This window comes from Flavihumibacter cheonanensis, from assembly GCF_022352215.1.
Lineage (GTDB): Bacteria > Bacteroidota > Bacteroidia > Chitinophagales > Chitinophagaceae > Flavihumibacter > Flavihumibacter cheonanensis.
In genome coordinates, this window is sequence record NZ_JAKRWF010000001.1 from 132,444 (window position 1) to 145,435 (window position 12,992).

Annotated in this window: 9 protein-coding genes; 3 read left to right on the plus strand and 6 right to left on the minus strand. The window is 44.3% G+C overall.

Annotated elements, in window-relative coordinates:
• Positions 1-10 precede the first annotated feature (10 nt).
• From rpoB to MD536_RS00660, 3 genes are all read left to right on the plus strand, one after another.
• Entirely contained in the window at positions 11-3,814 is a 3,804-nt protein-coding gene (rpoB, locus tag MD536_RS00650) for a DNA-directed RNA polymerase subunit beta (protein ID WP_239594751.1), read from the plus strand.
• Between the two features lie 76 nt (positions 3,815-3,890).
• On the plus strand, positions 3,891-4,976 hold the full coding sequence (locus MD536_RS00655; protein ID WP_239594752.1) for a calcium:cation antiporter: 1,086 nt from the start codon (positions 3,891-3,893) through the stop codon (positions 4,974-4,976).
• A 33-nt stretch (positions 4,977-5,009) separates the two neighbouring features.
• Entirely contained in the window at positions 5,010-6,986 is a 1,977-nt protein-coding gene (locus MD536_RS00660) for a S9 family peptidase (RefSeq protein ID WP_239594753.1), read from the plus strand.
• Here the strand turns inward: MD536_RS00660 and MD536_RS00665 are convergent, their stop codons facing one another.
• The 6 genes from MD536_RS00665 to MD536_RS00690 all read right to left on the minus strand — a co-directional run bounded on the left by MD536_RS00665 (position 6,987) and on the right by MD536_RS00690 (position 12,989).
• Positions 6,987-7,898, minus strand: coding sequence for a bestrophin family protein (locus tag MD536_RS00665; RefSeq protein WP_239594754.1), 912 nt, complete (start codon positions 7,896-7,898; stop codon positions 6,987-6,989).
• Between the two features lie 19 nt (positions 7,899-7,917).
• Entirely contained in the window at positions 7,918-8,403 is a 486-nt protein-coding gene (locus MD536_RS00670; protein WP_239594755.1) for an adenine nucleotide alpha hydrolase family protein, read from the minus strand.
• Positions 8,404-8,521: 118 nt separating this feature from the next.
• Positions 8,522-9,895, minus strand: coding sequence for a HAMP domain-containing sensor histidine kinase (locus tag MD536_RS00675; RefSeq protein ID WP_239594756.1), 1,374 nt, complete (start codon positions 9,893-9,895; stop codon positions 8,522-8,524).
• 1 nt (position 9,896) lies between these two features.
• A complete protein-coding gene (locus MD536_RS00680) occupies positions 9,897-10,580 on the minus strand; it encodes a response regulator transcription factor (RefSeq protein ID WP_239594757.1) in 684 nt (227 codons plus the stop codon).
• A gap of 75 nt (positions 10,581-10,655) precedes the next feature.
• Positions 10,656-11,960: a threonine synthase gene (gene thrC / locus MD536_RS00685; RefSeq protein ID WP_239594758.1), complete on the minus strand. Its 1,305-nt coding sequence runs from the start codon at positions 11,958-11,960 to the stop codon at positions 10,656-10,658.
• A gap of 69 nt (positions 11,961-12,029) precedes the next feature.
• Positions 12,030-12,989, minus strand: a complete 960-nt coding sequence (locus MD536_RS00690) for a homoserine kinase (RefSeq protein ID WP_239594759.1) — start codon at positions 12,987-12,989, stop codon at positions 12,030-12,032.
• Between the last annotated feature and the right edge of the window lie 3 nt (positions 12,990-12,992).

Consider the following 12,992-nt stretch of genomic DNA (forward strand, 5'->3'; position numbering starts at 1 on the left):
TAAAATACATATGTCTTCAACTAAACAGAACACCAGGATCAACTTTGGTAAGATCAAACACCTCGCTGAAGCTCCTGACCTGCTGGAAGTGCAGATTCAATCGTTTAAAGACTTCTTTCAATTAGAAACCACTCCCGACAAACGTAACAACGAAGGCCTGTTTAAGGTGTTCAAGGAGAACTTCCCGATCACCGACACCAGGAATATTTTCGTGCTGGAGTTTCTGGATTATTTCATTGATCCTCCCCGTTACACTATTGAAGAGTGTATGGAACGCGGACTTACCTACGCTGTTCCCCTGAAAGCCAAGTTGCGTCTAAGTTGTAATGACGAAGAGCACGTGGACTTCCAGACCATCGTACAGGATGTATTCCTCGGAAACATTCCTTACATGACCCCCCGCGGTACCTTTGTGATCAATGGTGCTGAGCGTGTAGTTGTATCCCAGCTGCATCGTTCCCCAGGTGTATTCTTCGGGCAGTCCATTCACCCGAATGGTACCAAGATCTATTCTGCACGGGTTATTCCTTTCAAAGGAGCCTGGATGGAATTTGCTACCGACATCAACAATGTGATGTATGCCTATATCGATCGTAAGAAGAAGTTCCCTGTAACTACTCTTCTGCGTTCTATCGGCTTCGAAACAGATAAAGATATCCTGGAACTCTTCGGTATGGCCGATGAAGTGAAAGGAGAGAAGAAAGCCCTGGAAAAATACCTGGGTAAAAAACTCGCTGCCCGCGTACTGCGTACCTGGGTTGAAGATTTCGTTGATGAAGATACCGGTGAGGTAGTTTCCATCGAAAGAAATGAAGTTGTAATGGAGCGTGATACCATCCTGGATGAAGAAGCAATCGACGTGATTGTTGACATGGATGTGAAGAGTGTATTCCTGCAGAGGGAAGATGTTGGTGGTGATTATGCCATCATCTACAACACCCTTAATAAGGACACTTCCAACAGTGAACTGGAAGCGGTTCAGCATATCTACCGCCAGTTGCGTGGTGCGGACGCTCCGGATGATGAAACTGCACGCGGTATCATCGACAAACTCTTCTTCTCAGACAAGCGTTATGACCTGGGAGAAGTAGGTCGTTATAAAATCAACCGCAAACTGAATCTCAATTATCCACTTGATCATAAAGTATTGACCAAGGAAGATATCATTGAGATCATCAAATACCTGGTACGCCTCACTAACGGTAAAGCAGAAATCGATGATATCGATCACCTGAGTAACCGTCGTGTTCGTACTGTGGGTGAACAATTGTATGCGCAGTTCGGTGTAGGTCTGGCTCGTATGGCCCGTACCATCCGGGAGCGTATGAATGTTCGCGATAATGAAGTATTTACGCCTGTTGATCTGATCAATGCGCGTACCCTTTCTTCAGTTATCAACTCCTTCTTCGGAACCAGCCAGCTGTCTCAGTTCCTTGACCAGACCAACCCGCTGTCTGAGATCACGCACAAGCGTCGTATCTCTGCACTCGGACCAGGTGGTTTAAGCCGGGAGCGTGCGGGCTTTGAGGTTCGTGACGTACACTATTCTCACTATGGTCGTCTTTGTACTATTGAAACTCCGGAAGGACCAAACATTGGTCTGATCTCTACTCTTTGCGTTCACGCGAAGATCAACGAGATGGGCTTTATTGAAACGCCTTACCGCAAAGTAGAGAATGGTAAAGTGAACATGAAGGAACTGACCTTCCTGAGTGCTGAAGAAGAAGATACTGCCAAGATCGCCCAGGCGAATACACCTCTGGCTGAAAATGGTGAATTTGTTGATGAGAAAATTACCAGTCGCGAAACCGGTGATTTCCCCATCCTTGATAAAACGGATGTAGAGTTCATGGACGTAGCCCCCAACCAGATTGTGGGTCTGTCCGCCTCTCTGATTCCTTTCCTTGAGCATGATGATGCCAACCGTGCCCTGATGGGATCAAACATGCAACGTCAGGCTGTACCGCTGATCAAACCTCAGGTTCCTATCGTAGGTACCGGTCTGGAAGCAAAAGCTGCCCGTGATGCACGTGTTCAGATTCTTGCTGAAGGTAATGGTGTGGTTGAGTATGTTGACGGTAATGAAATTCATATTCGTTACGATCGCAATGATGAGCAGCGTCTCGTTAGCTTTGAGGAAGACCTGATTGTATACCGCTTAACCAAATACCAGAAGACTAACCAGGAAACTTCGATCACACTGAAGCCGGCTGTGAAAAAAGGACAGCAGGTAAAAGAAGGTGATTTCCTTACAGAAGGATACGCTGTACAGGGTGGTGAAATCGCACTGGGACGTAACCTGAAAGTGGCTTTCATGCCATGGAAAGGATACAACTTTGAGGATGCGATTGTAATCAATGAAAAAGTAGTTCGTGAAGACCTGTTTACTTCCATTCACATTTCTGAATATGAACTGGAAGTGCGTGATACCAAACTCGGTGAAGAAGAACTGACTCCGGATATTCCAAACGTTTCTGAAGAAGCAACCAAAGACCTCGATGAGAATGGTATCATTCGTGTCGGTGCCCAGGTGAAGGAAGGTGATATCCTGATCGGTAAGATCACTCCGAAAGGAGAATCTGATCCTACACCGGAAGAAAAACTGCTCCGTGCGATCTTCGGTGATAAAGCTGGTGACGCGAAAGATGCTTCCCTGAAAGCACCAAATGGTGTGGAAGGTGTGGTAATCGACAAGAAACTGTTCCAGCGCGCGAAGAAAGATAAGAATGCAAAAGTTCGTGAGAAGGCTGCTTTGGAAAAAGTAGAAAAAGTTCACGAGAAGAATACAGCAGATCTCCAGGAAGTATTGCTGAGCAAATTGCAGACCCTGTTGAAAGAAAAGCCTTCTGCAGGTGTTAGCAACAACTTCGGTGAAGTACAGATTGGTAAGGGTGCGAAGTTTACTGCCAAGAACCTGGCGGGACTTGACTTCCTGAACATCAATCCGCTTGGCTGGACTGGCGATGAAAAAATCGATAGCCAGATCAACATTCTGTTGCACAACTACAGCATCAAGTACAACGAAGAGCTGGGTCGTTATAAGCGTGAGAAGTTCAACATCAGCATCGGTGATGAATTACCTGCAGGTGTATTGAAACTCGCGAAAGTGTACCTCGCTGTTAAGCGTAAGCTGAAAGTGGGTGATAAAATGGCCGGTCGCCACGGTAACAAAGGTATCGTTGCTAAAATCGTACGTGCAGAAGATATGCCATTCCTCGAAAATGGCGAGCCGGTGGATATTGTACTGAACCCGCTGGGTGTACCTTCCCGTATGAACCTTGGACAGATTTATGAAACGGTACTTGGCTGGTGCGGTGAGCAGTTGAATGTTCGTTTCGCTACTCCGATCTTCGATGGTGCAAGCACTGATGAAATCGAGCAGTACTGCCAGGATGCAAACATTCCGATGATGGGTCACACCTACCTGTATGATGGTGAAACCGGTGATCGCTTCCACCAGAAAGCAACCGTAGGTATAATCTACATGATCAAACTTCACCACATGGTGGATGATAAGATGCACGCCCGTTCTATCGGACCATACTCTCTCATTACACAGCAGCCTCTGGGTGGTAAAGCCCAGTTCGGTGGTCAGCGTTTCGGTGAGATGGAAGTATGGGCACTGGAAGCCTATGGCGCATCTAACATCCTGCAGGAATTGTTAACCATTAAGTCAGATGATATCATTGGTCGCGCTAAGACCTATGAGGCCATCGTTAAAGGTGACAACATTCCAAGAGCAGGTGTACCGGAATCATTCAATGTATTGATTCATGAATTAAGAGGTCTGGGACTTGATTTGAAATTTGATTAATCAAATCTTTTTATAAGTAGTAAGAGGGTGCCAGTCGGTACCCTCTTTTTTTTATCTTACAACAAAGTACACAGGTATGAGCGTAATAACTAAAGTTGTCAGAAGATGGACAGAGATAGTACCTTTTTTATCCTTGTTACTTTATTTTTTGAAACCAACCGATAGTCCGGGCTGGTACAATGTAGTTCTGATTGGTGGTCTGATCAGCGCCGTGCTGGTAGCTGTGCATCATGCAGAAGTGGTAGCACATAAAGTTGGAGAACCTTATGGTACTCTTGTGCTGGCAATAGCAGTTACTACCATTGAAGTGGCATTGATTGTTTCCCTTATGTTAGCAGGGGGACCCGGAACTGAAACCCTCGCACGGGATACCATATTTGCAGCTATAATGATCATTTTAAACGCTATTACAGGCATTTGTTTGTTGGTTGGAGGGTTACGTCACCGGGAACAGACATTTGGTCTGGATGGGATCAGTGCAGCACTGGTGGCGCTGCTGGCTATCGCGTTTTTAACCATGGTACTGCCTAATTTTACGACCACCCAGGTTGGGCCTTCTTATTCCAATTCACAATTGTTATTCGTTGGCATTGTAACGCTGGTCATCTATCTCAGTTTTGTATTTATTCAGACCATCCGGCATCGCGATTATTTCTTACCCGAAGTAGGAGAGGAGAATAGTGAAGTACATGCTGCTCCTCCAACTACCAAAGTCTTTGTGATGTCCCTGGTATTGCTGGTACTGGCATTGGTTGCTGTTGTATTATTAGGTAAGTCGCTTTCACCGGTGATAGAATTAGGAATTGAGAGCATTGGTGCACCCAAAACCCTCGTGGGTATTATCATTGCGATGGTGGTCTTGTTGCCGGAAGGATTGGCGGCTTATCGGGCCGCAAAAAATAACCGGCTGCAAAACAGTTTAAACCTGGCACTTGGATCTGCACTGGCAAGTATTGGCTTAACCATACCCGTTGTAGCCGGAGTAAGTATTCTGATGGGATTTGATCTGTTATTGGGAATTGATTCCAAGTCTTCAGTACTCTTATTGATTTCACTGCTGGTAGTGATGATGTCTTTAAGAACCGGAAAAACCAACATCCTGCAGGGCATTATACTGGTGCTTTTATTTTTTGTTTATTTATTTGTTACCATTATTCCATAGGCAATTCGTAAATTCCTGTTTTCCAAATTACATATGAAACAGGTTATAACTCTGCTTATTGGGATAGGCTCCCTCACAAATGTAGAAGCGCAATCAAAAAGAGCGCTTCAGCCAGAAGATATTTACCGAATGAAAACGGTTTCTTCTCCCCAGGTATCACCTGACGGGAACTGGGTCGTTTACCAGGTTCGTTCAATTGATAGTGCTAAAGACAAGTCCAGCTCTGATTTGTGGATGATGAGCTGGGATGGCAAAGAAAACTGGCAATTAACGTATGATGCAGCCGGTGAATCTGCTCCTAAATGGAGCCCGGATGGAAAGTTTATTTCGTTTTTATCAACCCGAACTGGTGATAAAAACAGCCAGGTTTATGCGCTTCCAACCAAAGGAGGAGAGCCGAAAAGAATAACCAATATTAAAGGTTCCATCAATGAATACCTGTGGGCACCTGATGGAAAAAAACTGGTACTTAGTATTTCTGATCCTGACTATTCAGATACGGCTGCCAGCAAGATCAGGAAGCCTTATGTAATCAATCGGTATCAATTCAAGCAAGACCGGGAAGGATACCTGGACAGCACAGGAACGCATCTCTATTTGTTTGATATTCCCTCCGGCAAACTGGACACACTAACTTCCGGGGTATATTCAGAAACACAGCCTGCCATTTCACCGGATGGCAATCTATTGGCTTTTGTGAGTAACCGAACTGCGGTTCCCGATAAAAATGATAATTCAGATATCTTCCTGATGGAACTTAAAAAAGGAGCAGTTCCCCAGCCAGTTACCAGTTGGAAAGGAAGTGATAGCAGACCCGTTTTTAGTCCCGATGGCAAACAGCTTGCCTATCTGCAAAGCTCTAGCCAGGATGATTTTACCATGTACGGGCACTCCATATTGGGGGTTATTTCAATAGCCGATAAAAAGTCCCGTTTGCTTAGTTCTCAACTGGATCGTCCGGTTCAGAATATTCGTTGGGAAGCAGATGGGCAGGGTTTGCTCGCATTAATGGAAGACGATCGCAGGGTACAGGTGATCCGGGTAAATGCCGGAACAGGGGCTCATGAAACTATTACCAGCGGAGATCATAGTTTTTATGGAATGGAGCTTAATACGGCAAAGAAATCATGGGTCGGATTAAGAAGTACACCTACGCTGCCAGCAGAACTGTTTGCATTTGAATCCGGGCAATTGCGTCAGATGACACATCACCAGGATAGTTTCCTTGCTCCGCTTCAATTGCCCCTGGTGGAAGGCTTTCAATCAACCAGTAAAGATGGCACCAAAGTATCCGGAATTCTTTATAAGCCACATACCTACCAGGCTGGCCAAAAACTGCCCTTGGTTATTTTCATTCACGGTGGACCGGTTGCGCAGGATGAGTTTGATTTTGATATGACACGAATGGTATATGCGGCTGCAGGGTATGCAGTAGCTGCCGTGAATTACAGGGGCAGCAGTGGAAGGGGAGTTGCTTATATCCGGTCTATCTATGGCGATTGGGGTAATAAAGAAGTTATGGACGTGGTTGGAGTAGCCAATCACCTGGTTGCTGCAGGTGTTGCAGATCCCGCTCGTATGGGCCTGGGAGGCTGGAGTTATGGTGGTATCACTACCAACTATACCATTGCAACCGATACCCGATTTAAAGCAGCTGTGAGTGGTGCTGGTAGTTCACTTCAGTTAAGTCTTTATGGCAGTGATCAATATATCGCACAATATGAATATGAATTAGGGGTGCCCTGGAAAAACCGCGACAAATGGCTGGCGCTTTCCTATCCGTTTTTCAAAGTAGACAAAATAAAAACGCCCACGCTGTTTATGGCAAGCGAGAGCGATTTTAATGTTCCGGTAGCCGGAGCTGAACAAATGTACCAGGCATTTAAGTCGGTGGGTATACCAACAGAACTGGTCATTTATCCAAAGCAATACCATGGTATTTCAGTTCCCAGTTACCAGGTCGACCGGCTGAAACGTCATATTGCCTGGTATAATAAATACCTCAAATAATCACATCATATAATAAGCCTTTTCAGGTACCAGTTCCTGTTCCGGTGTTTCCTCGGCCAGCATCTGCTTCAGGTTTTTCTCAATTCCTGAAGCTATGCTGGTCATTGGAGTATCTGTAGGCTTGTTTTCAAATGGATCCTGCAAATGAATCGCCATCTTTTCAATCAGTAAAAAAGATGCGGAAATAGCAACCACCAGGGGCACTTCAAACATCCCGAAATACTGAATTACACCAAAGGGCAGGAGAGCGATAAATAGCAATAAAGCAAAGTGGATATACAAACTATAGGTAACAGGGAATACCGTGTTTTTTATTCGCTCACATTTTCCCATGCTGTCGCACAAACGACTCAAGGTACGATCCAGCTCTACATGCTGATAGGTATTGATCCAGCCCTTGTCGAGGGCAAGTTTAATATCTCTTGCATGTAGGTCCAACAATGCGGTTGGAACATTGTCAAAAGCTTCCACATATTCAAAGTCCTTTTTGGAAAGTCTTTTTTCCAGTCCTTTTAAGGCTGACTTTTTTCTGAGAGATTGTCCGAGGGCATAATTCCAGGCTATCTGGCGGTTAATGAGTCGTTGCCTGAAGCGGATAATATTCTCATCTTCATACAAGTTGCTGGTAAAACTGATCACCTGCCTAGCAAGGGTTCTGGAATCATTCACAATAGCTCCCCAGATATGACGGGCTTCCCACCACCTGTCATATGCCTGGTTGCTTCTGAAACCAAGTAAAAGTGAAATAATCGTTCCAAGAATCGTGGGTACTGCAATAGGTATGGAAATCCGGGTAATATGATAGTTTTCATATAAAACCGCGATCACAATAGCATACAGCGTGATGAGCAGTAACTCGGTTTTTATTTTCCCGAAAATATAGGCAAACGGGATGTGGTTTTTTAATAGCATGTGATCGGGTTGAGACAAGTTAATAAGCCGCAGTTAGTTCTCTCTTCTGTGTAACAACCTGTTTGGATTTTTGGGCGGGAGCAACAGGAACTTCTCTGATCACTTTCACCGGTGCGGCATTGATAAAAGAACCGGGATTAATGAAACGTTGATGAGGTTGAATCAATGTATATGCTTCCGGAAAGAATATCTCATCAATATCATTGAATTCCAGGTGGTTTTTGAATAATTTCTGTGTATTTCCATACATGTATTTGTAGTACATGTTGCCGATTTTTTCAGCATATTTTTCCTTCAGGCGTTTGCATCCTTTCCTGAATTCTTCATTCATAACCTGGAGGTGAGGTTTATTGTCTGACCCAATCACGTCCTGTTCTGAGTCGGGCATTTCAAATGCAGCGAACAATACGATGGTGTTTTTATAGGTGGAATTGTTTTTTATATACAGCTCCAAAACACTGAGAGATTGCGTGGTAAAATCAGTTGGGAATAAAATGTTTTTCATTATCATCATTTTATGTAAAGCTCTTGATTGCCTCTTAGAAACGGGTAAGCCTCACATAAAACTTTCTTTAGATGATCATAAGAAAATTATAAGAATATTAGATAGCGTTTAAAATTGTTTAAGCTCCACTGTATATTGGCAGTGTTATTATTACACTTGTTCCTTTCGACTCAACAGAGTTTACTTCAATGTTTCCATTGTGGATCCGGATGATATTTTGGGCCAGTGGTAGCCCAACTCCATAGCCCTCGAAAGAGCGAGTATTACTTCCCCGGAAAAAAGGCTCAAATACGCGTGAGACCTCGTTTGCAGGGATTCCAATTCCTTTGTCTGTAATGGTGATAGAAATTGTTGTTCCCAGTTTTTTTACCTGGATATTCACTGTTTTCTGGCTGGAATATTTGGCGCCATTGGCGATGATATTACCAAGTGCCAGTTTTAATAAGGTTCTAATTCCATTAATTGTCAGCTTTTCATTGGAGAGGATTTCTTCGTCAATGGAAAGGTTGAGCTGGGTTCCTTTGATCAGGTTTTTTACAGAAAATGCAGATTCTTCAACCAGTTCATATACCCCGATTTCTTCCCATTCCTGTTGCTGCCCATTGAAACTGATCTGCGACATGGTCAGCAGTTCAGAAGTTATTTTGTTTAGCTGATCCGCATGTTGTTGAATGGAACTGATCGACTGCTGATACTCTTCCACTGTTCTCGGACGGGTTAATGCCCAATCGGCTTCCCCAATAATATTGGTTAGTGGAGTACGTAATTCATGCGAGGCATTGCTGATGAAATTGTTCTGCGTTTCAAAGGATGTCTGGAGCCGGTCCAGCATGTTATTGAATGTTTTTGAGAGCTCCGCGATTTCATCTCCTCCTCCTTTATCTTCCAATCGCAATCCAAGATTATACGCACTGATGTTTTTTGTTTTCTCGATGATATCCCGCACTGGTTGAAAGGTCTTGCGGGAGAAGAAAATACTGGTTGTATAAACGATAATTACTGCCAGGATGAAAGTGGCAATTTTAATATTGCGCAGGTTCTGTAACGTGGTTATACCATACTCATTTACGGCAGATTTTATAACAATATATTCGCCAGTTTCATCGGGGTAATACAACCCTGCAAAGTCAATATTCCCTTTGTTGAAATAAACAGGTGTGCCTTTGAGTGCAACTATATTTTGCAGATAGGAGTAGGGAATAAAACTTTTTCTCTCTTTCAGCCGATCCAGGGTATCCACTTTGAAAACATACTCTTTTTCCTGTGTCAGCGTTTCCAGGTATTTTTTTCGAAGGTCTTCATAGGTGGAAGTGGCAATATGATCCTGTTCAAATAATACTTTCGTGGCAACGATCACCCTGATTTCAAGCCGCTTGAAAAAATCCCGGCTAACAAAACTCTGCGTAATGAAATAGGATGTCCAGCTGATGATCAGGATGATGGTAGCTGTTATGACAGTGAAAAGAATTCCGGTTTTGGTCTGGACTTTCATATCAGGAATCCTTTATTACATATCCCATTCCTACTACTGTGTGTAACAGCTTCCGGTCGAATGAACTCTCAATTTTCTTACGTACATAGTTGATATAAACATCTACCACATTCGTGCTGATGTTAAAATCGATTCCCCACACATTTTCAAGAATGGTCATCCTGGATAGCACCTTACCTTTGTTTTTCATCAGGAATTCCAGCAGTCTGAATTCAGTGGAAGTAAGACTGATTCTTTTTCCATTTCGTGTTACGGTTTTACTATCCGGGTTCATTTCCAGATCCGCTACCCGCAATACATTGGTTTCCTCTGTTTGCATGGGGTTTTTGCGCCTTGCAAGGGAACGGATGCGGGCTTCCAGTTCTGCAAACTTGAATGGCTTGGTTATATAATCATCAGCTCCACTATCGAGCCCGGTTACAATATTCTCGGTACTGCTTAATGCAGTTAACATCAGAATGGGTGTATCAATTTTATTGTTTCTTAGCCGCTTGCATAATTCCAGTCCGTTCATACCTGGCAACATGATGTCCAGGATCATAATATCAAATTCATTTTTGGTGGCCATTTCATAGCCAATGTCACCATCCGGGGCAATACTGATTTTATATCCTCTTTCAGACAATCCCTTATTAATCAGGTTGCCTACTGAAATCTCGTCCTCAACCAGCAATACACTGAGCATAAATGTGTTTTAAAACGGGGATTTGTCCCTTTAGCGAAACTAAACGGTTCTGCACTTAGAAAGTTTAAAACCGGATTAGAAAGGATTAGAATTTACTAAATAGTCCTTCAATTTGCTATAGTCCGCCTCAATCTGTGTAGCATTTTTAGTTTTCGTTAACGTTTCTTCAATGCTTGCTGGTACCGGTACAGGTTGGCCAATTACGGGCTCTACCACATCCAGGAATTTAATCGGGTGGGCAGTTTCCAGTACGATCCCTTTTTGACCGGGATGTTGCTGGATCCAGTCGGCCAGGGCATCAAACCCTACTGCTCCATGCGGGTCGGGCAGGTAAGCATGCTGTTGGTACATAGACCGGATGAGCTCCCTGGTGCGTTGATCGCTGGTGCGATAACTTGACAGCATGGTCTTTAGTTGTTCCCGTTCTTTTCCAAACAGTTCCAGGATGCGTACAAAATTGCTGGGATCTCCCACATCCATGGCATTTGAAATAGTCGGGATTGCTTTTCGGGGTTCATAGTCTCCTGTTTCCAGGAACCTTGGTACTACATCATTGGCATTGCAGGCTGCTATAAAATGAGCTACCGGCAACCCAGCTTTCCAGGCCATCATCCCGGCACAGATATTTCCAAAATTGCCACTTGGTACGCTAAATACCGGTGGCTGCTTTTCTTTCCATTGTTGCAGCGCAAAGAAATAGTAAAACTGCTGGGGCAACCAGCGGGCAACATTGATGGAATTGGCCGAGGTAAGAAAGAGTTGGCTGGTCAGTTCGGTATCTTTAAATGCTCTTTTAACCAGTTGCTGGCAATCATCAAAATTGCCGTCTACCTCAAGCGCATGAATATTATCACCAAAAGTGGTTAACTGTTTTTCCTGAACCGAACTTACTTTCCCGGAAGGATAGAGGATCACCACACGTACTCCTTCCACCTTATGAAAACCACTTGCAACAGCTCCCCCGGTATCACCGGAAGTAGCTACCAATACAGTAATCGGCTGTTTTTCATCGCGGGCAAAATAGCCCAGGCAGCGACTCATAAATCTGGCTCCGATATCTTTAAAAGCTAGTGTGGGACCGTGAAATAATTCCAGGGAATACACCCCATCATACACCTGTTTGAGCGGTATAGGAAAATCAATGGTTTCAGCTACTATCCTGCGTAATTCATCCTGCGGAATCGTATCACCAACAAAAGGACGAATCACTTCATAGGCAAGCGCTTCTCTCGATAATCCGGCTAAGTTGTTCAGGATGGTTGCCGGCAATTGCGGAATGCTTTCCGGAAAATACAAGCCCCCATCCGGTGCCTGTCCCTGTATAGTAGCCGACCTGAAATCAACCTTCGGCGCTTTATGCTGTAAACTATAGTATTGCAAGAATTATGAATTTAGAATTATGAATTATGAATTGTCTCAGGTCCCCTCTTCCATTCCTCCTTTCTTCCATTACTCCCTCTTACGTACCTCACAGCCCATTGAATTAATTGAGGTAACATATACTTTGGATTCAATTCCTAACTGAGTATATATCTGCTTCATGATCTCTGCAATACTGCGGGCAGTAGCTTCTTCTTTGCTTAGCATGAAAATAGAAGGACCCGAACCACTAATTCCGCCTCCCAATGCACCGGCAGCCTTAGAGCGTTGTTTTACCTCGTCAAAGCCAGGTATCAGGATGCTGCGAACCGGTTCAATGATCACATCTTCCAGCGATCTTCCAATCAACTCATAATCTTCTTTTAAAAAGCCTGCTACCAGTCCTGCTATGTTGCCCCACTGCCGGATAGCATCTTTCAGTAAGACCTCTTTTCTAAGAATTTGCCTGGCATCGGAGGTACGCACTTCTATCTGGGGATGCACCACAGTAACCTGCAGGGGCGGAGCTGATAGACGAATAATATCTAATGGGAAAATGGAACGAATCAGGGTCACCCCTCCCAGGATACAGGGCGTGATATTGTCGGCATGTTTCACACCACTGGCTACCTTTTCACCCGCCATGGCAAAACGTACCAGGTCTTCATCTGAGAATGGTTTACCCAGCAGATAGTTCGCGCCTACCACTGCTCCGGCAGCACTGGCAGCACTGGAACCCAGCCCACTGCCGGGTTTAATTTCTTTGGTGATCCTGATCTCAATTCCAACAGGTTCCGGAAGGGCCTGTAACAAATCAAGCAACGCAGCACCGGCTACATTCTGTGCCGGTTCAGTTGGCAACTTGTATTCATCGGTGTGCTGAATCCGGATACCCGGTTCCTTGCTGAGCTTCATCCTGATGCGGTCCGAAGGATCTTGTAAGGCCATACCAAGGATATCAAATCCACATACCAGGTTAGCTACAGTAGCCGGACAAAGCACTTCAATTTCCGTATCAAAAAGCGGTTGTATGTTGAGGTTAGTTTGCATCAG